12 protein-coding genes are annotated in these 19,846 nt (G+C 64.0%); 4 read left to right on the top strand and 8 right to left on the bottom strand.

The genetic code is table 11. The features are described 5' to 3' along the window. Positions 1 to 5,376, top strand: coding sequence for an amino acid adenylation domain-containing protein (locus LIX93_RS24750; RefSeq protein WP_346015241.1), 5,376 nt, complete (start codon positions 1 to 3; stop codon positions 5,374 to 5,376). 116 nt (positions 5,377 to 5,492) lie between these two features. On the opposite strand, the gene LIX93_RS24745 is transcribed toward LIX93_RS24750, so the two are convergent. The 6 genes from LIX93_RS24745 to LIX93_RS24720 are packed head-to-tail and all read right to left on the bottom strand — an operon-like array spanning position 5,493 to position 12,889. Beyond that, positions 5,493 to 6,341 carry a N(5)-hydroxyornithine transformylase PvdF gene (locus LIX93_RS24745; protein ID WP_226506696.1) on the bottom strand — a complete coding sequence of 283 codons (849 nt, stop codon included), beginning with the start codon at positions 6,339 to 6,341 and terminating at the stop codon, positions 5,493 to 5,495. 29 nt (positions 6,342 to 6,370) lie between these two features. Continuing rightward, positions 6,371 to 8,035 carry a cyclic peptide export ABC transporter gene (locus LIX93_RS24740; protein WP_226506695.1) on the bottom strand — a complete coding sequence of 555 codons (1,665 nt, stop codon included), beginning with the start codon at positions 8,033 to 8,035 and terminating at the stop codon, positions 6,371 to 6,373. Between the two features lie 38 nt (positions 8,036 to 8,073). Continuing rightward, positions 8,074 to 9,402, bottom strand: a complete 1,329-nt coding sequence (locus LIX93_RS24735; protein ID WP_226506694.1) for a SidA/IucD/PvdA family monooxygenase — start codon at positions 9,400 to 9,402, stop codon at positions 8,074 to 8,076. Between the two features lie 32 nt (positions 9,403 to 9,434). Next, entirely contained in the window at positions 9,435 to 10,601 is a 1,167-nt protein-coding gene (locus LIX93_RS24730) for a pyridoxal phosphate-dependent aminotransferase (protein ID WP_226506693.1), read from the bottom strand. Between the two features lie 21 nt (positions 10,602 to 10,622). Next, positions 10,623 to 11,498 (bottom strand): formylglycine-generating enzyme family protein, encoded by an 876-nt coding sequence (locus tag LIX93_RS24725; RefSeq protein WP_226506692.1) that lies wholly within the window; start codon positions 11,496 to 11,498, stop codon positions 10,623 to 10,625. Between the two features lie 8 nt (positions 11,499 to 11,506). Then, positions 11,507 to 12,889 (bottom strand): membrane dipeptidase, encoded by a 1,383-nt coding sequence (locus LIX93_RS24720; RefSeq protein WP_226506691.1) that lies wholly within the window; start codon positions 12,887 to 12,889, stop codon positions 11,507 to 11,509. A 157-nt stretch (positions 12,890 to 13,046) separates the two neighbouring features. Here LIX93_RS24720 and LIX93_RS24715 point away from each other — a divergent pair, with 157 nt between their 5' ends. Then, entirely contained in the window at positions 13,047 to 14,666 is a 1,620-nt protein-coding gene (locus LIX93_RS24715; protein WP_226506690.1) for a PvdJ/PvdD/PvdP-like protein, read from the top strand. Positions 14,667 to 14,850: 184 nt separating this feature from the next. After that, positions 14,851 to 15,375, top strand: a complete 525-nt coding sequence (locus LIX93_RS24710) for a sigma-70 family RNA polymerase sigma factor (protein WP_226506689.1) — start codon at positions 14,851 to 14,853, stop codon at positions 15,373 to 15,375. Here the strand turns inward: LIX93_RS24710 and LIX93_RS24705 are convergent. Further along, positions 15,363 to 16,343: a FecR family protein gene (locus tag LIX93_RS24705; RefSeq protein ID WP_226506688.1), complete on the bottom strand. Its 981-nt coding sequence runs from the start codon at positions 16,341 to 16,343 to the stop codon at positions 15,363 to 15,365. The two genes, LIX93_RS24710 and LIX93_RS24705, sit on opposite strands and share 13 nt — an antisense overlap. Positions 16,344 to 16,561: 218 nt before the next feature. After that, positions 16,562 to 17,104, bottom strand: coding sequence for an RNA polymerase factor sigma-70 (locus LIX93_RS24700; protein ID WP_226506687.1), 543 nt, complete (start codon positions 17,102 to 17,104; stop codon positions 16,562 to 16,564). A gap of 309 nt (positions 17,105 to 17,413) precedes the next feature. Here LIX93_RS24700 and LIX93_RS24695 point away from each other — a divergent pair, with 309 nt between their 5' ends. After that, positions 17,414 to 19,717, top strand: a complete 2,304-nt coding sequence (locus LIX93_RS24695; RefSeq protein WP_346015240.1) for an acylase — start codon at positions 17,414 to 17,416, stop codon at positions 19,715 to 19,717. Positions 19,718 to 19,846 lie beyond the last annotated feature (129 nt).

The following is a 19,846-nucleotide window of genomic DNA, read 5'->3' as shown; positions in this document are numbered from 1 at the left end:
GTGGCTGAACTGGCGCGGGTGGCGCGGCGCGGCGCGACGGTGGCGATCGAGCAAGGAGCGGTACGCGGCGATGCGCCGCTGACGCCGATCCAGACCTGGTTCATGGCGACGGACATCCCCCAGCGCGGCCACTGGAACCAGGCGGTGATGCTGGCGCCGCGCGCGCGGCTGCAGGCAGACTTGCTGGCGCGTGCGCTGCGGATGATCGTCGATCATCACGATGCGCTGCGCGGACGTTTGCAGCAGGGCCAAGTGAACTACGACGGCGACGCGCACAACCCGCTCTGGCAGCGTGAAGCCATGGACGACACCGCCCTGGCTGCAGTAGCCGACGAAGCCCAGCGCAGCCTCGATCTGCAGCACGGCACGCTGCTGCGCGCAGTGCTGATCGAGCTTCCGGACGGCGAACAACGCCTGTTGCTGGTGGTGCATCACTGGGTGATCGACGGCGTGTCGTGGCGCATCGTGCTGGAAGACTTGCAGGCGGTCTATACGGCCCTCGAGGACGGTCAGCCGGCTCGCCTGCCGGCCAAGACCGACAGCTTCAAGACCTGGGCGCAGCGCCTGCAATCCCTGGCCAGCGAACCTTCGTTCATTCAAAGCCTGGGCTACTGGGAGGGCCAACTGAGCAAGGCAAGCGATGCCTTGCCCTGCGATCGCCCGCAAGGGCTTCAAACCCAAGCCCATGCACGCAGTGTGCGCACTCGCCTGGACCGTGACTGGACACGGCGGCTTTTGCAGGAAGCGCCCCAAGCGTATCGCACCCAGATCAACGATCTGCTGCTGACTGCCCTGAGCCGCGTGCTGTGCCGCTGGGCCGAGCAACCTGCGACCTTGATTCGTCTGGAAGGGCATGGCCGCGAAAGCCTGTTCGACGATGTCGATATCACTCGCACGGTGGGCTGGTTTACCAGCGTGTACCCAGTGTGCCTGTGCCCCGACATCGGCATGGGCGAGTCCATCAAGGCGATCAAGGAGCAGTTGCGCGCGGTGCCGGAAAAAGGCATCGGCTATGGGCTGCTGCGTTACCTGGGACCTGAGCCGGTGCGCGCGCGGCTGGCATCGCTGCCCCAAGGGCAGGTGGTCTTCAACTATCTCGGGCAGTTCGACCAGAGCTTCGACGCGCAGCACGGCGTGTTCATCCCCGCGGGTGAAAGCAGCGGGGCTGGCCAGAGCGGCGATACGCCGCTGCCGGCACGCCTGGCCATCAATGGCCAGGTCTTTGCCGGCGAGCTGGAGCTTAACTGGACATTCAGCGCCGAGCTTTACGATGAAGCACAGATTCAGCGCCTGGCCGATGAGCTGGGCCGCGAACTGCAAGCCCTGGTCGCGCACTGCGAAGCCGCCGACAGCGGTGGCTTGACGCCCTCGGACGTGCCGCTGTCCGGCCTCGATCAAGCCCAACTCGACCGCTTGCCCGTCCCGGCACGGGACGTCGCCGACCTCTATCCGCTGTCGCCGATGCAGCAGGGCATGTTGTTCCACAGCCTCAGCGAGCAAGACGGCGGCGCCTATATCAATCAGTTGCGGCTCGATATCAGCGGCCTTGATGTGGAGCGTTTTCGCCACGCCTGGCAGGCTACCCTCGACGCCCACGACGTACTGCGGGCGAGCTTTCTCAGTGATCAGGCGGCGTCGCTGCAGCTGATCCGCAAGCGGGTGAAGTTGCCGTTCAGCGAGTGCGACTGGCAGGGGCATGCCCAACTGCCCGAGGCCCTGGACACGTTCGCCACGGTCGATCGTCAACGTGGTTTCGATCTGCAGGAGGAACCCCTGCTGCGTCTGACCGCGATAAAGACCGGGCCCGACAATCACCATCTGATCTACACCAACCATCACATCCTCATGGATGGCTGGAGCAATTCGCGTTTGCTGGGCGAGGTGTTGCAGCGCTACGCGGGTGTGTCGGTGGCGGCGCCGAGCGGGCGCTTCCGCGATTACATTCAATGGCTGGGCCGCCAGGATGCCAGCGCCGACGAGGCGTTCTGGCACGAGCAGCTGCGTGGCTTCGACGAGCCGACGCGCCTGGCCCAGGCGATCAAGCGCCCCGAGGGGGGCGAAGGCAAAGGGCAGGGCGAATGGCAGCAGAGTTTCGACGCTGACGCGACGCAGCGTCTGGTGGCGTTCAGTCGCCAGCACCGCGTCACGGTCAATACCGTGGTGCAGGCGGCCTGGCTATTGCTGTTGCACCGCTACAGCGGTCAGGCCAGCGTGAGCTTCGGCGCTACGGTGGCCGGTCGCCCGGCAGCGTTACCCGGTATCGAAGAGCAATTGGGCCTGTTCATCAACACCCTGCCGGTAATCGCCAAGGTGCCTGCCGAGCAGTCGGCAGGTCAATGGCTGGAGCAATTGCAGGCGCAGAACCTGCGCCTGCGCGAACACGAACACACACCGTTGTACGCGGTGCAGCGCTGGGCGGGGCGCAGCGGCGAGAGCCTGTTCGATACCCTGCTGGTGTTCGAGAACTACCCGGTGGCCGAAGCCCTGCAGCAGGCGTCCCCGGCCGGGCTCAAGTTCGGTCCGGTGTTCAGTCGCGAACAGACCAACTACCCGCTGACGCTGGCGGTGGGCCTCGGTCAGCAACTCAAGGTCCATTACAGCTTCGATCGTGCCAGCTATGCGCTTGAAACGGTGCAGCAGGTGGCCGAGCACTGGCGTCAGCTGCTGGAATCGATCTGCGCCAACGCCGACGCGCCGTTGGGCGAGCTGCAGATGTTGACCGCGCCACAGCTTCACCTCGTGCAACGCTGGAGCGGCGCTCAACCGATAGCGGCCGCGCCGTCGAGTGTGCTTGCCGGTATCGCCGTGCAGGTGCGCGATCAGCCGGACGCCGTGGCGTTGATCTGCGAGGGGCAACAGTTGAGCTATCGCCAACTCGACGAGCGCGCCGAGGCGTTGGTGCCGACGTTGGTGCGTCATGGCGCAGGCCCCGAGGTGCCCGTTGGGCTGGCGGTGGATCGTGGCCTGGGGTTGATCATCGGGGTGCTGGCCATTCTCAAGGCGGGCAGTGCCTACGTGCCGCTGGACCCGGCCTATCCGGCCGAGCGGCTGAGCTACATGATGGGCGACAGCGGCATGCAGCTGCTGATTACCCAGCGCCACTGGTTAGCGCACCTGGCCTTGCCGCCGAGTGTTCAGGGCCTGTGCCTGGACGTCGACGAGCATTGGCAGCGTGCGCTGGGGGACCGCGCTCCGGCGCCGGTGACCGGGGGCAATCTGGCATACATCATGTACACCTCGGGTTCCACAGGGCGCCCCAAAGGCGTCGGCATCAGCCACCACGCGCTGGCCGAGCATGCGCAGATGTCCCAAGGCTTCTTCAACCTGACGCACGACGATCGCATGCTGCAGTTCGCGACGTTCAGCTTCGATGGTTTTGTCGAGCAGTTGTACCCCGCACTGATGTGCGGTGCAGCGGTGGTCATACGCGGCAACGAGCTGTGGGACAGCGCGACGTTCTACGCTGAGCTACTGGCGAACGATATCAGTGTGGTCGATATCACCACGGCCTACTGGTTCATGTTGGCGAAGGACTTCGCCGAACACGGGCATCGTGATTATGGTCGCCTGAAGCAGCTGCATGCCGGTGGCGAGGCGATGCCTCCCGAAGGCCTGGTCGCCTGGCGTCAGGCTGGCCTCGCGCAGGTACGCCTGCTCAATACCTATGGCCCCACCGAGGCAACCGTCACGGTCAGCGCCCACGACTGCGGTCCCTATGTCGACCAGACCGTGGCGCTCCCGGCCGTGCTGCCAATAGGCCGACCACTGCCGGGGCGCTCCCTTTACTTGCTGGACGTCGATGCGCAGTGCGCGCCTGTGGCGGCGGCGGCCGAGTTATGCATCGGTGGGCCCTTGCTCGCCCGTGGCTATCACGGGCGTCCGGGGTTGACCGCTGAGCGTTTTCTGCCGGACCCATTCGGCGCGCCGGGGGCACGTCTGTACCGATCAGGCGATCTGGCGCGCTATCGTCAGAGCGGCGTGATCGATTACGTCGGGCGCCTCGATCATCAGGTCAAGATTCGCGGTATGCGCATCGAACTTGGCGAGATCGAAGCCTGCCTGCTGGCCCAGCCAAGCGTGCGAGAAGCCTTGGTCATCGATGTCGCCGGCCCCGCCGGGCGGCAGCTGGCGGCCTATGTGGTCGCCCAGTCGGCCGAGTGCGCAGGCCCGTTACTGGGTACAACGCTCAAGGCACACCTGAGCGTCGAATTGCCGGACTACATGGTCCCGACGCTCTGGACCGTCCTGGCGCAGTTGCCTTTGAGCCCGAATGGCAAGCTGGATCGTAGCGCGCTGCCCGCGCCGCAATCGCGGGTACAGGAGAGTCATTTCAGCGCCCCGCGCACCCTGCTGGAGATCAAGCTCGCGCACATCTGGGCGCAAGTGCTCAAGGTCGATCAGGTAGGGCTGGAGGATAACTTCTTCGAACTGGGCGGGGATTCGATCACCTGCATGCAAGTGGTCGCGCGGGCTCGGGATCTCGCGTACCTGGGCCTGGACCTCAAGGTTCGCGACATGCTCAGCAAACCCAGCATCGGTCAACTGCTCGGGCAGGATGCCCCGGCCAGCGCCTTGCTGCCCCTCAACCGCAAGGTAGAGGGGCGGGCGCCGCTCTTCTGCGTCCATGGCGGCTTCGGCACCGTGTTCGACTACCAGCCGCTGGCCCGTGCCCTCGACGGCTTGTGCCCGGTGGTGGGCATACAATCCAGAATGCTGGTGGATGAGCAGTGGGCCGACACCTCGCTGGAACAGATGGCCCTCGATTACGTCGAACGGGTCAGGGCGCATCAGCCTGAGGGGCCGTACCGGCTGCTGGGCTGGTCGCTGGGGGGCACCTTGGTCTCGCTGATGACTGCGCAACTGGAGCGCCAAGGCCAACAGGTCGCGTTTCTGGGGTTGGTCGACAGTTTCGTCGAGACCCCGACCACGGCGGCCGGCGACCCTGGCTGGCTGAGCGATCTGCGCGGCTTCTGGGGGCTGATCGCGCCATTTTGGACATTGCCGCCGTTGCAGCAGTCGGGTGACGATCAGATGACGCGCGAACAGGTGCGCCAGGTGTTCGCTTCGATTCTGACGTCGATGGATGCCGAAGGTGCTGCGCGGGCCGACGGCTACCTGGCGCTCAGCGCTGACGAGCTGGCCAGCATTTTCCATGCGGCGCGCAAGTTGCGCCGCCTTGCCGAGCGTTTCGAGGGCTGCCAGCCGGTGGTTGCGCAGCCCACGGATTGGTGGACGCCTGGCCGCGAGGGCAAGGCCCGGCAGTTGGCGGCACAGTTGGGCTGCGCGTTGGCGCATGCTACTGCAATCGACTGCACGCATGTGGAAATCCCCCGGCATCCGCTGTTGTTGAGCACCCTGGTGGCGCGTCTCGGCTGAGACGCGCGTGGCGCCGGCCCATTGGGTTGGCTTGGCGCAGACGATAAAAAGCCCCGGAGCTGTTCAGGTCCGGGGCTTTTTTATCGTCGGGTTGAACCCCGCCAATGCCTTGCCTGTCAGGCCGGCGAAGGGCTGTCCTGGTGGGCCTTGGCGAGGTGCAGCAGGCCGTCGCTCAAGGTGGGAAACAGGCTGAGATTGAAGTTGTTCCAGCGCAGTTCGAGGATGCTGTCTGCGGGGTCGATACGGGTGCCGAGCACGTCATGGATGACCTCTCCGGAGTCGATGCCGGTGTCCATGTAGTGCAATGAGGCGCCGGTCATGTCGCGCACCGGCGCGGCTGTCTGTTCACCGCTGTTCCAGTCGACCACCTTGAAGCCACGGGCACCGTACAGCGCGTCCCAGGTGGCATAGGCGCCGCGCCGCTCATAGGGCGATTCAAGGCGCGTGATGCCGGGGTGAATATTGACCATGCGTCGCCAGTACGGGCTGCCAGGACGCACCAGTTCATCGAGGATCACCAGCAGCCCATCGACCACCACCAGTTCGATCTCCAGGGCCTGCAGCGTGTGTAACAGGCGCTGTTCAAAATCATGCTTGCCGGCCGGTCTTTCGCCTGCGTCCAACGGCAGGCGCCGGTAGGTCGAGGCGATGGGCGTCAGCAGGTCGTTGACCAGCCGCCCCTGGACCTGCAACTGCGCAGGGTAGAACCAGCGCTGGCCAGCGCGATAGCTGAAGCCATATTCGGCCAAGGCTTGCTGATCGCGCGGCGACTCGACATCGTCGTCGTAGATGACGGTTTCCAGGCTGTAAAACGCGCCCAGTTCGGTGTTCTGGAGTTGCTCGACAAAGTGTTCCAGCACCGATTTCATGTAGCGCTGCTCGCCCTTGTAGGGGATGTTCTGGCCAGCCTTGTCGGCGGCGGCGTTACGCAGCGACCAGAGGTAAGCGATCTTCTTTTTGCGCATGGCAAACCTTCTCTTGCAGGGGGAGGGCGTCAGGCCGGCAGCGGGTCCGGGGTGTCGACGCGTTCGATAGCCACGCGACCCTTGTCCATGCGGATCAACTGGTCGGCGATGTGGAAGTAGCGGTCATCGTGGGAGATGACGATGAGGGTGCGGCCCTGGCGTTTCATTTCTGGCAGCAGCTCGGTGTAGAACACCCGGCGAAACGACGGGTCCTGGTCGGCGGCCCACTCGTCGAATACCAAGACCGGGCGCTCGTCGAGCCAGGCGTTGACCAGTGCCAGGCGTTTGCGTTGGCCGGTGGACAGCGCCGTGGTGCTGTAGCTGCCGTCCACCAGGCTGACCTTGTGGGCGATATCCAGGCGTTCCAGGTAGCGGGCGACCCGCTCGGGTTTGTCCCGCGCGCCGGGGCTCAGGTCGTCGAACAGGTGGTGGTCGGCGAAGATGGTGGTGAACAGCTGTCGGTAATTGTCGCGCTGAGCGTCGTCGATCAACTGGCCGTCCAGATAAACTTCGCCGGCTTGCGGTGGATAGAGGCCCAGCAGCACTTTGATCAGTGAGGTCTTGCCGCAGCCGTTTTCGCCGACGATGAACAGGATCTCGCCGCGAGTCACCTTGAGGTCCACCGGCCCCAGGCTGAAGGGCTCGCTGCCGTGCACCACGGGATAGTCGTAGCGCACTGCGCGCAGCTCCAGCTGTTGGAAGGCGCCTAAAGGCTCGGTATCGCCCGGCTGGCCCTGGACTTCCGGCGACGAGAAGCGCGCCGACAGTTCGGCGACTCGGCCCAGGGCGATGCGTGCACGGCTGATCATCGGCAGATTGACCACCAGTTGTTCCAGCGGCCCTTTCATGTACAGCATCACCAGCACGAAACCGCCGAGCACGGTGCGTTCGGCGGCGGGCCACAGCACCAGGAAGGCAATCGCCAGACCGATGACCGCAAAGAACAGCATCGAGCCGAAGGTCTCGGCGCTGATGAAGATATTCGCGGCGCGGATATTGGCCTGGGCGATGCGCTCGGTCACGTTTTCGATCAACTCGTCGCGCATCTGCCAGCGCCGCGGCCGCTGGATACGCAGCTCCTTGGCGCCGTCGGTGATTGCCTGGTAGTAGCTTTGCAGCTCGTCTTCGCCGTTGCGCGCCTCCTTCAGGCGCACGTTGCCAAAGTGCTGGGCGACATATTGGGCACCGATCCCGATCAATACCGTGAGCACCGTCAACAGCAGGATTTGCCAGGACAGCACGGCCAGGTACGCCAGGCACGCCAAGGTCACGGTGAACGCGATGACCATCGGTGCCACCGACAGCGCGAAGGTGCTGATGGTGGTGACGTCATTGAGCAGGATCGGGATCAACCGATGGCTGCGAAACTGCTCTAGTTGCGCGACCGGCGCGGCCAATACCTTGCCCGCCAGTTCACGGCGCAGATTGCGCACCACGCGCTGGCCGACGTAGTTGGTCAGCAAGCGTGAGCCGGTCGAGCAGGCGAGGGTCAGCACGCAAAAGCCCGCGAACTGCAAAGCTAGCCAGGCCGTCGGGCCGCCACCCTGATTCATGGCGTGGTTGATGGTCGCCAGCAAAGCGGTGACGCTGAGGCCGCTGATGACACCCATGATCACTGAGGCAATCACCGCCACCCAATAGGGTCTGAGGATGCGCCAGGTTTCCCGGCCCAGCGTGTTGGCATCAGCGCTCATGTCAGAGGCTCCTTGACGTTATCAGCGATGCGCATGGCTTAGATTCCGGCCAGCGCAGCACGGGGCTGTTCGAGCTGCTGGCTGGCCGACAGCGCGTACAGCGCCCGGCCGATCTCTTCGCTGCGCGCCGGCAGCACCGACAGCAGCGTGTCGCTCAGGCCATGGGAGGCCTCGCAGAAGCCCTGCAGGAACACGGCGGCTTTAAGCTCGGGGCTGGTCAGCGCGCGGTAGTGGCGATCGACCTCGAACTGCTGCAGGTGCTGTTCCACCGGTGCCAGCAAGTCGCGGTGCGAGCGACGTTCGTAGCCGGTGGCAAGCACGACGGCGTCATAGCGTCGTTGGCGGCGATCGCCGGTGGACAGATCGTGCAGCGTCAGTTCGATGCCTTGCTCGGTGGAACGAGCCGTTTCGATCTGCTGGCGGCAGAGCACGCCGTGACGGTAGACCTTGGAGACTTTCTGGCGGTAGAGAATGCCGTAGATGCGCTCGATCAGCTGCGGGTCGACCACCGAGTAGTTGGTGTTGTGATACTCCTGCAGCAACTTGCGGCGCTCTTGCGGCGGCTGGTCGAACACCAGGTCGGTGTAGGCCGGCGAGAAGATGTCGTTGACGAACGGCGTGTCGTCGGCCGGCTTGAGTGCCGAGCCGCGCACGATCATGTCGACGCTGGCCGCCGGGTAGGTGTCGTGCAGGTCGATAAAGGCTTCGGCTGCGCTCTGGCCGGAGCCGACAATGGCGACCCGAGTCGGCGTGCCGTTGGCGCAGGGTAGGGTCTGCACACGGCTGAGGTACTGGGCGTGATGGAAGATGCGCGGATCGTCCTTGAGCGCGATGAAGGGTTCGACGATGCGCGGCGTACCGCCGCTGCCGACCACCACGGCGCGTCCGTAGCGCGCGTGTTCGCGGCCTTGGGCGTCGCGGCTGACGACGCGCAGGTGATCGACCTGATCGTCAAGGTGGACGGGCTCGATACGCAGCACCTCTTCGCCGTAATGAGCCTGGTTGTTGAAGTGTCTGGCGACCCAGCACAGGTAGTCGTTGAACTCCATGCGCGAGGGATAGAAGGTGCCCAGGTTGATGAAGTCCACCAGGCGGCCGTGACGATGCAGGTAGTTGACGAAGCTATAGGGGCTGGCCGGATTGCGCAGCGAGACCAGATCCTTGAGGAAGGAGATCTGCATTTCGCTGCCGCCCACCAGCGTATTGCCGTGCCAACGGTAATCGGCCTGTTTTTCGAGGAACACAGCGTCAAGGGCGCGTCCCTCGGACTCGGACAGTTCCTGCAAGGCGATGGCCAGGGCCAGGTTGGAGGGGCCGAAGCCCACACCGATGACATCATGTACGGTCTTGCTGTTGAGTGTGTTCATCTCGGGGGCTCCTTGACGGATGAAATCCGGCTTCATGAGTGCTGCATGACAACGAAGAATGAGTTCAGAAACGCTTGCATCTGGGCGGCCGTCCCCACCGTGACCCGCATCCAGTCCGGCCAGGCATCGAACACCCGGCCCACCTGTACGCCGCGCTTGGCCAGCGCCTCGATCACCGGCGCGGCAGGGCGCTTGAGCGCCACCATGAAACAGTTCGCCTGCGCCTCGGTGCAGCGATAGCCCGCTGCTTGCAGTTTGCCGACGGTGTCCTGCAGCACGCGCTGATTGGTCTGCTTGCGCTCGGCCACCAGTTGCGGTTGCTGCAGGCTGGCGATGCCGCCCAGCGAGGCGCTCACCGAGATGAAGTTGTGGCCGTTGAGGGTCTGCAGCTTGTCCAGTAATTCAGGCGACGCGATGGCCAATCCCAACCGCGCCCCGGCCATGCCGTAGAGCTTGGAGAAGGTGCGCAGCACCAGCACGTCCGGGTGCTTGAGCACCAGACCCAAGCAGGGCTGGGCATCGGAAAAGTGGATGTATGCCTCATCGATGATCGCCAGGCAGCCCGCTGGTTTGTTCACCACCAGGTGCTTGATGTCTTCATAGGGCGTGAGGGTGCCGGTGGGGTTGTTGGGGTTGCACAGGTAGATCGCCCCGGCCTGATCGTCCGCTGCGAGCATGCCGCGCACGTCATGGGCATGGCGTTCGTCCAAGGGCACTTCGTGGACCCTGGCGCCGACTTCGGCGGCGCCATTGGCCACCGAGTCGTAGGTCGGCGCGGCGGTCACCACGCTGCGCGCACCGGCATACAGCGCCATGGCGTACTGCAATGGCGAACGCGAGCCGCAGAACACCGCCACATGGTCTGCGGGCACGTGGTTCTGTTCGGCGAACAGTTCGATCAGGCGCACCTGTTGTTCGTAGTAGTAGCGCCCGCTCTGTCGCGCGCCCAGCTCCATGGCCTTGACGGCGGGCGCGCAGGGGCCGTAGGGGCTTTCGTTGTAATCGAGGCGGACGATATCGTCGTTGAAGATCGGATCCCGTATAGCGAGGGGGCTTGCCCCCGAAGACGGCGCGCCAGGCGCTGCATTATCTGCGGTCGCGGGATTTCCGGGGGCAAGCCCCCTCGCTACAGCGAGCTGAGGGGCGAGGCTGGCCAGGGTCGCGGCGGTGACGAAATGGCGGCGGCTGAGATCGGTCATGGCGGGGCTCCTTGTTCGTGTTCAGTCCTTGTCGGCACCGTTGAGGTTGCGGGCTACGCGAAAGCTCAACCAGTCACCGCGTACGTCGGGCTCGCGCTCGTTGCGGTTGCCGGAGCGGGAGAAAATCGGCGGTTCGATCCAGTCGTTGCCGCGGATCTGCCGGTGCTCGCAGGTGCCGCCGGTGATCCAGGCGCTGCCGTCGGTGGGGGCGCCGATGTAGTCGGTGTGCCAACAGTCGGCGAGCCACTCGTAGACGTTGCCGTGCATGTCGTAGACGCCAAAGGCGTTGGGCGCGAAGCTGCCCACCGGGGCGGTGTAGGTGTAGCCGTCCTTGGGCCCGTAGCCGTTGGCGTGCTCGGTGATCTGGTAGCCGCCGGCCTTGTCGAACGGGAAGGGGAAGGGCCCGGTGGAGCCTGCGCGGGCGCCGTATTCACGCTCCGACTCGCTGAGCATGCGGTAGGGCTTGCCGGTCTTTTTCGCCAGCCAGGCGATGTAGCCGCGGGCTTCTTCCCAGTCCATGCACACCGCCGGTTGGCGCGGGCCCTGGGGATAGCTGGGCTTGCCGTTGGTGCAGCGTCGGCCGGGGCGATCGTCGCCATCGGGGATCACCACGCCGGTGTCTTTGGTGTACACCTGCCACTGCTCGGCGGTGACGTGGAAGCGGCTGATGGCGAAGGGTTCGGCGAAAGTCACCTTGTGCAGCGGACCTTCGTCGGACTGGCGACCGACTTCATCGTTGGGCACGCCCATGGTGTAGCTGCCGGCGGGCAGCACGACCATCTCCGGGCAATCCTTGCAGTCCTGGAAGACCTTGCCAGGTGCGATCGGATCGGCGGCGAAAGCGCCGACCGAGAGCGTCAGGCAGGCGAGGGCGATGAGTGCATTGAGGCGTTTCATGAGGGTCCTTAGGGCTGTTGAGCGACAGGGTTGGTGGGTGCCATATCGGTCGGCCTGGCGGCCTTCTGGGCGGCCTCCCACACGCGCAGGAAATTAGCGCCCCAGAGCTTGGCGATGTCTTCGTCGGAGTAGCCGCGCTGGATCAGCTCGGCGGTAACGTTGCGGTTCTCGCTGCTGTTCTGCCAGCCGATCACGCCGCCGCCATCGTTGAAGTCGGAGCTGATGCCGACGTGGTCGATGCCGATTTTCTTTACCGTGTAGTCGATGGAGTCGACGTAGTCGCTCAGGGTCGCTTCGGGCTCCTGGCGCAGGACGTCGTAGAAGGGCGTGAGGTATTCGCCGAATTTCTTCTCTGACCAGATCGAGAATACCGGGTCGGTGGTGGTGCCCATCTGTGTCTGGTTCTGCACGTCGGGCAGCTGATAGCGGGCGCGCAGCTCGTTCATTTTGGCGATGGTCGCGCGGGAGAACGGCTTGAGGTATTTGGAGTAGGCGACGATGTTGACCAGGCCGTCGGTGGCCTTGATGTTGGCCAGATCCGCGTCGCTGAGGTTGCGGCGGATGTCCATCAAGCCTTGCACGCCGGTGTGCGAGACCAGCACCGGGGCGCGGCTCAGGTGCGTGACCTGGGTCAGGGCCTGACTGGACATCTGCGCGACGTCGATGACCACGCCCAGGTCATTGAGCCGGGTCACGGCGCGCCGGCCAAGGTCGGAGAGGCCGCCCAGCGGATCGACCGAATCGCCGAGGAAGGGCAGCGGCCGCGCCGAGTCGGTCCAGCTGTTGTTGCCCACGTACCCTGGGCCGAATACCCGCACACCGCGGGCCGCCCAGAGGTCGAGCTTGTCGATGTCGTCGCCCAGCGGGGCGGCGTTGAGCATGCTCAGGACGATGGCGAACTTGCCCTCGGCAGCCAGGCGGCGGAAGTCGGCGGGGGTGTAGGCGATGCCGGCCTGGTCGGGGAAGTCCTTGGCGATGCTGGTGATGATGCGGTAGCGGACCTCCAGCTCGTTGGCCATGGCCGCCTGGAAACCGCCGGTGGGGCGGTGCGGCCAGTTGGGGCCGCTCCAGAATTCGGGCCACGACCAGAGGGCGATCGAGGCGCCGCGCAGGCGGCTTTTACCGGCTTTGACGAGGTCGAATTGAGTCGGCCCGTCGCGGTTCGCTTCTACGCCTGTGCTGCCGTATCGCAGGGGCACGTCCAGGTGCCCGTCGAGGCTCAGAATACGTTCTTGCAGGGCGTTGGCACGTTGTTCGATCTCGTGGCTGTAAGGGTGCGTCGCGCGATACACCCAGTACCACCAGGCACCGGCGCCGGCTACCATTGCCAGGAGAAGTAACAGCGCCACGGCATAGGGCCATTTACGCGATTGCAGAGGATGTTTCGTCATTGCTGTCTCGTCCCGCTTGCAGGGCGGCGCTATCGAGCACAGCGCCGTTCGAACTGTCTGGGTGAAACGAGCTGAGTCAGGGAGAATTTAGCGCAGCGCTAAATCGCTCCGGCAACCATTCGTTTTCGCTGCAGTAGTCACGTTATGAGTAGAGTGGATGAAGGTGTCGCGTCGAGGAATGCTGGCCGGCCTGGTGGCCGCCGGTGTAGTGCTGCCGGCCGGGTTCGTGGCCCGCCAGCAATGGCTGGACTGGCAACAGGCACAGGAGGCGGAGCTCAGCTCCGACGAGCCTGGCGTGCCGGTCGCCGACCTGCCCAATGCGTTGCTGGGCGAGCGCTTGGTGGGCATCTGGGACTGGCAGTTGCTGGGCGATACGCAGCAGTTGCCGGAGCTGGCGCAGCCGCTGCAGCTGATCCTCGATGTGGGCCATAACGCCCGTGCCGTGCGCGGTTATCTGGGGCGTGCGCCCTATGGCGATGACGGCCTGCAGGTGTATGGGCGGCTAGAGGCCGAGAAGCTGCCCAGCGTGCGCTGGAAGCTGATCGCGCCTTCGGGGCAGGCCTACGATTGCGAAGCCGTGCTGGACGAAATCTGGGGCGTGTGGAGCGAGGGCGGTGGTGGTGCAACTATCAGCGGCGAGGTGCGCGTGGCCGGCACTCAGGCCGGCTATTCCGGGCCGCGAGCACGGTTTGTGGTGGAGCGGCGGCGCTTTGTCCAGGCCCGTGAGCGCTTGCCATATGTGCCGGCGCTGCACGAGGATCTGATCTCCCCCGAGCGGCGTTATTTTCATCAGCTGTGGCACGCCAGCCGCGATCGCTGGCATCGCATCGACGAATCGCGGCGCCAATCCATTCGCGCCCTGGGCTGGCAGGTCGGGGTGCCGGGCAAGGAGCGAAACGCCCGTGGCCACGATCGCCATCGCAACGGTTCGGGTGAAGACTTTCTGTTCATGCATCGGCACATGCTGCATGGCGTGCGGCAGGTGCAGGATCTTCGTGCGTGGACGTGCATCCCGCCGCCGCGTCCTGCCATCGGCCAAGGGGTGCCGGCCTTTATCGATTACCTCAGCAATCGCAATGGCTACAGCGTGCCGCCCAGTTGGGTGGCCGGCGGCGATCAGCACTTCAGCCAATGGCTCTACTACATCAAAAGCGCTGAGGGGCTGTATGCAAATTTCCAGCTGTGGGAAGCGCAGTTGCATGACCCGCAATACCTCAGCACCTTGTGCCTGGGCGAGTTGGGTTCGCGTATCGAGTTAGGTATTCACGACTGGCTGCACATGCGCTGGGCAGCGCTGGCGCGTGATCCGGATTCGGGCTATCCGGTGGTGTATGCGCGGCGCAACAACGACTACGCCGAGCGTTGGTTCCAGGCCGATAACGATTTTCTGGGAGACCCGTTTTCGTCCCATGTGAACCCGGTGTTCTGGGCGTTTCATGGTTGGATCGATGATCGGCTCAATGACTGGTTCCTGGCGCATCAACAGGCGCATCCGGGGGAGGTGCACCACAAGACCGTGAATGGCATTCCCTGGTTTGCCCCGGGGCGCTGGGTACGGGTCGCCGAGCCGTGGCTGGGGCCGTCCAAGGAAGGCTGTGGGGCCTGGGGGATGGGCAATGGCGGCGGCAGTGGGCAGCTTGATGTCGAGACGATGAAGTTGGCACTGCAAGTTATTTTCAGCCCACAGGAAGATGCTGAGCGGTTGTCGACGCGGGTGCCGAGCCGGCCGTGGTTTGGTCGGTATCTGGCGGCGGGGCCGACCAAGGATCATCTGTGACAGGGTTCATGGGCAGAGCGAGGTGAAACACGGCACTGGGGCGGTTGCCGGGGTCGGTTTGGTTAAAAACGCAATGGCGACTTTAAAGTTGATGAGAATTATTATAATTTAGATTCCGTGCGCGCTATCAATTGGCCTGCCTGGAATTCATTTCTCGATCTCAACTGCAAGGAAGGCGTTGTCAATGTCTGCCCCGGGTCTCCTGTTCGAACATTATTACCGCGAGCTGGTGGGTTACCTGAGCGCCCGCATGGGCAGCCGTCACGCCGCAGAGGATGTCGCCCATGATGCTTACATCCGGGTACTGGAGCTTCGTGACGGGGCGCAAGTCAGCCATCCACGAGCGTTTCTTTATCGCACGGCGATCAACCTGATCGTCGATAGCCACCGGCGCAATCGTGTGCGCCGTACCGAGTCGCTGGAGATCCTCGATCTTGACGAGCGATTCTTTCAGGCGCCTAGCTACACCCGTGCGGTCCACGACGAGCAGCTCGAACTGCTGCAGCGGGCCTTGGCCGAGCTGAGTGAACCTTGCCGCCAGTGCTTCCTGCTGCGCAAGCTCGAAGGCCTGTCGCACCCGGAAATATCCGCGCGGCTCAACGTCTCCAAGCACATGGTCGAAAAGCATATCGTCAATGCCATGAAGCACTGCCGCGTGCGCATGCACAAGTGGCAGGCCGAGGCACTGGCCGACGATCAGGGCGCGTAGCGCGGTTTGCTGCGGATCACCGTGTCGCCTTCATCGTTGCGACTCAACAGCACCGGTAATACCTTGGGCAGATTCTGCACCAGCCCGGCGATTTCGCCGGTGTTGTAGATGCCGCCGATACGCAGCTGCGCCGTGCTGCGATCCGCCAGATGGACCGGGGATTTGAGGTAGGCATTGATTCGTGGCAGAGCGTCGCTCAGGCTCAGGTCGTCGAGGATCAACTGGCCGTCGCGCCAGGCCAGCGCGGTGGCGGGGGAGGCGAGGCTGACTTGCGCCAGGCTGTTCTGGGCGTCATAGCGGGCCTGCATCCCCGGGGTCAGATAGGCGACCTGGTCGGGTCGGCTGCGATCGTTGATGACTTTGACCGAGCCTTCGGTGAGGGTCACCACCACCTGATCCTGATAGGTCCACACATTGAAGTGCGTGCCGGTCACGCGGATCTGCCCGGCCCCGGCGTTGACCATGAACGGGTGGCTGGCGTCATGGCTGACCTCGAAATACGCCTCGCCCTGGCTCAGGGTCACGCTGCGCCGGTCCTTGAAGTTGGCGAACGACAGGCGCGTGGCGAGGTTGAGCTGCACCTTGGAACCATCCGGCAGGGTAATCGTGCTGACGCTGGCGTCGCTTTGATAGCGCTGGTAGCTGTTGGGGATCCAGCTTTGCTGCCAGCCGATGAATCCCGCGAGCGGCAAGCCGAGCACCAGCAGCGCCGCGGCCAGCAGCGGGCGTCGGGAGCGACGTTTGGCAATCGGTGCAGGTGCTGCTGGCGTGGGCAAGTAAGCGCTCAGCGCCCAGATTTCCATCATGGCGTCGAACTCGCGCCGATGGGCCGGATCGCGCTTGAGCCAGGCCTCGAACTGCGCGCGCTCTTCTTCGGCAAAGTCGTCTTCATGCAAGCGCATGCACCAATGCGCCGCGTCATCACTGAGGCGCGAGCTGGATGAATCAGGGGCGCTGGGGCTGGACATCACGGGCTACCGGTCGGGCTGAGCTGGGCATTTTATGCAGCAGTCTTGGGCGCTGCTATGAAGATCGTTCAATGCGGATAAGAATTACTCATGACGCCTAGTGTAGCTCATCAAGGCGGGCCGATGTCTAGGTGCCATCAGCGCAGAGCACAGTGGAGGGGGTTTATAGCGAGGGGGCTTGCCTGTGAAAAGGCCTTGCCCCTGCAAAGACTATCGGCTCAATGCAGCTGCGTACCCAGCGAATTCTTGCAGTGCACCAGCGCGTCACGAATCATGAAGTTCACCAGGGTCGGTGATACCCCCAACTCAGCGGCAATGTCCTTTTGCTGCTTGCCATGCACGCGATACATGATGAACGCGTAACGCGTGCGCTCCGGCAATTGCAGCAATGCATCGTTGACGCTACCCAGGGTCTGGCGGTCGACGTTGATCGATTCCGGATTGGACAGTTGCGGCGCCGCGTTCAAATCGTTGTCATCGCTGACGAAGTACTTCTGCTCCATCGACTGCTTGCGATAGTGGTCGATCGCCAGATTGCGCACGATGCGGAACATGTAGTTGAGCCGTGCATTGAAGGGCAGTGTATCGACCTGCATGCCCGAGACCCGCAGGTAGGCATCCTGGACGACATCTTCGGCACGACTGTAACAACCTGTGATTCTGGCGGCTGCCTTGATCAAGCCGGCGCGGTGGGTGATCAGCGTCTGGAGAAGGGACGGAAATCCATTGAGGTGGAGGTCTGTGGTGCCTGATTCCTGCATGGGGATACCTAAGCGGGCGAGGTTGACAGAGGGTTGTTTCCTTTTGACGGCGTGGACAATAAGTTTGTTGATTATCATTGTCAAATGCGAATAGGTTCTATCTGTGAGGTTTTTTGCGCTAAAAGGGTGCGAAATTTGTGACAAAAGATGACTTAGGCCCAGTAAAAATGCGGCTCCTGACACAGGTAGTTAAATATTTTTTAATCTTTTGTGTTGGCATCGCCGCGAAGCATTTACCCGCTGACTAAATTTCAGTGCCGGCCAGGCGTTTGATCAGCAACGATCGCCGATTCGATTCAAGGAGCCGCTGTGCATCCAATTCCCCTACGGGCCATGGCCTGCTTCGCTGGCTGCCTGCTGGCGATACCCGCCGTTGCGGCCGATGCGCCGAGTGTTCCGCGCCTGAGCTGGTCCTCCCTGGGCGTGCCGCACGTCGAGGCCAGTGATGAGCGAGGCCTGGGCTATGGCATCGGCTATGCCTACGCGCATGACAACCTGTGCCTGTTGGCTGATGAGGTGCTGACCGTCAACGGCCAGCGTTCGTTGCTGCTCGGCGGCGCTGGCCACTCCTCCAGCGGGCTCGATAATCTGACTTCGGATATTTTTTTCCACTGGCTCAACAGCGATGAGCAGGTGCAGGCGTTCTGGCGTGCGCAGCCGCCGGCCATGCAGCAGCGCATCGGTGGCTATGTGGCCGGTTTCAACCGTTATCTGGCGCAGAACCCGGTCAGCCAGCAGCCGGCGTTGTGTCGCAACGCCGGCTGGCTGCGCCCATTGCAGACCGAGGATGTGGTGCGCCTGGCGCGGCGTTTGTTGGTCGAAGGTGGCATAGGTCGCTTCGCCACAGCGCTGGTCACGGCGGCGCCACCGGCTGCGGTCCAGCCGACGGCGGCCTTGCAGCGCTCGGCAGAGGGTGGTTTGGCCGCCCGCAATCTGGCTGAGCTCAATGCCTTCGCCGCCACCCGCGGCAGCAACGCCATCGCCGTAGGCGGCGCCCGCAGCGACAACGGCAAGGGGCTGCTGTTGGGCAATCCGCATTTCCCCTGGACCGGCGGCCTGCGCTTTTACCAGATGCACCTGACACTGCCCGGCCAGTTGGACGTGATGGGCGCCGCGCTGCCGGGCTTGCCGCTGGTGAACATCGGTTTCAATCAGCACATGGCCTGGACCCACACGGTCGATCAGTCCAGCCACTTCACCTTGCATCGCCTCAAGCTGGACCCTCAGGACGCACTCAGCTACAGCGTCGACGGCCAGCGCGAGGCACTGAAAAAACGCCACATCGAGGTGCAGGTGCGCGAAGCCGATGGCAAAGTGGTGACGGTCAGCCACGATGTCTACGAGTCGCGCCTCGGCCCGCTGGTGACGATTCCCGGGCTGTTGCCGTGGGACCGCCAGCGCGCCTATGCGCTGCAGGACGTCAACCTCGGTAACGACCGTATCCTCACCCAATGGGATGCGATGAACCGCGCCCATAGCGTCAAGGAACTGCAACGGGTGGTCGCCTCGATTCAGGGTGTCCCTTGGGTCAACACGCTGGCGGTCGACGATCAGGGCGACGCGCTGTACATGAACGCCTCGGTCATCCCCAACGTGCCCACTGCACAGTTGGCCCAGTGCGCCGATCCCGAGTTGGTGAAAGCTGGCTTGCCGGGGCTGGATGGCAGCCGCAGCGAATGCAATTGGCAGGACGATGTTGGCGCTAGCCAGAAGGGCATAGTCGCCGCGCAGCATTTGCCGCAACTGTTGCGCAGCGATGTGCTGCAAAACTCCAACGACAGCGCCTGGATGACCCAGCCTGCTGCGCCGCTGGTGGGGTTTTCGCCATTGATCAGCCGTAGCGATCGGCCCTTGGGCCTGCGCGCACGCTTTGCCCTGAGCCAGTTGCAGCAGCATGGCGACGGCCCGCTGTCGGGGGCGTTTCTGGCCGGGTTGGTGAAGGGCAATCAGGTGCACCTGGCCGATCTGGCGCTGGACGATATTCTGGCATTCTGTCGGGCCCAGCGGGGCACGGCGCTGCGGCCGGTCTGTACCGCGCTGGGCCAATGGGACCGTCGCGCGCAGGTCGACAGTGGCCTGGGCCTGGTGTACTTCCAGCTGACCATGGCGGCGCTGCAAAAAGGCCAGGAGCCGTGGCGCCAGCCATTCTCGGCCAGCGACCCGATCCATACCCCGCGGGGTATCGCCTGGGAACGCGCCGATGTCGCCAAGCGCCTGGCGCAGAGCTTGACCGATGCCCAGGCACGGGTGTCGGCCATGGGCCTGCCGGCCGAGACGCGCTGGGGTGAGTTGCAGACGGTGCGTCGTGGCGAGCAACGTATTGCCATCCCCGGCGGCGATGGCAAGCTGGGGATCTACAACGCGATCACCACCACGCCGGACGGCTACCGGTTCGATGTCGATGGCGGCAGCAGTTATATCCAGCTGGTCAGCTTTGATCAGGCAGGGCCGGTGGCCCAGGGGCTGTTGGCGTTTTCCCAGTCCAGCGATCCGGCGTCGAAGCATTTCAAGGATCAGACGCAGCTGTTCTCGGCGCAGGAATGGCGGTCGCTGCCGTTTACGCCGGCGCAGATCAAGGCGGATGGCGGGAGTGAGGTTCTGGAGCTCAAATAGGTTTTGTGCAAGCAGTACCGGGCTCTTCGCCGCCGAACGCGCATGCCCCACAGGGGCAATGCGATCAACCTGTGGGAGCGGGCTCTGCCCGCGAAGGGGCCATTCGGGGCGATGAACGTCGAGAAGCGT

This window comes from Pseudomonas sp. MWU16-30317, from assembly GCF_020515695.1.
Classification (GTDB): domain Bacteria; phylum Pseudomonadota; class Gammaproteobacteria; order Pseudomonadales; family Pseudomonadaceae; genus Aquipseudomonas.
Note: the sequence above shows the minus strand (reverse complement) of the source record. Positions and strands in the feature narration are given on the sequence as shown.

Bases quoted from the DNA above. Each gene is read 5' to 3' on its own strand.
- LIX93_RS24745 (WP_226506696.1), bottom strand. From the start codon at position 6,341: ATGCGCAAAAAGAAGATCGCTTACCTCTGGTCGCTGCGTAACGCCGCC.
- LIX93_RS24740 (WP_226506695.1), bottom strand. From the start codon at position 8,035: ATGAGCGCTGATGCCAACACGCTGGGCCGGGAAACCTGGCGCATCCTC.
- LIX93_RS24735 (WP_226506694.1), bottom strand. From the start codon at position 9,402: ATGAACACACTCAACAGCAAGACCGTACATGATGTCATCGGTGTGGGC.
- LIX93_RS24730 (WP_226506693.1), bottom strand. From the start codon at position 10,601: ATGACCGATCTCAGCCGCCGCCATTTCGTCACCGCCGCGACCCTGGCC.
- LIX93_RS24725 (WP_226506692.1), bottom strand. From the start codon at position 11,498: ATGAAACGCCTCAATGCACTCATCGCCCTCGCCTGCCTGACGCTCTCG.
- LIX93_RS24720 (WP_226506691.1), bottom strand. From the start codon at position 12,889: ATGACGAAACATCCTCTGCAATCGCGTAAATGGCCCTATGCCGTGGCG.
- LIX93_RS24715 (WP_226506690.1), top strand. From the start codon at position 13,047: ATGAAGGTGTCGCGTCGAGGAATGCTGGCCGGCCTGGTGGCCGCCGGT.
- LIX93_RS24710 (WP_226506689.1), top strand. From the start codon at position 14,851: ATGTCTGCCCCGGGTCTCCTGTTCGAACATTATTACCGCGAGCTGGTG.
- LIX93_RS24705 (WP_226506688.1), bottom strand. From the start codon at position 16,343: ATGTCCAGCCCCAGCGCCCCTGATTCATCCAGCTCGCGCCTCAGTGAT.
- LIX93_RS24700 (WP_226506687.1), bottom strand. From the start codon at position 17,104: ATGCAGGAATCAGGCACCACAGACCTCCACCTCAATGGATTTCCGTCC.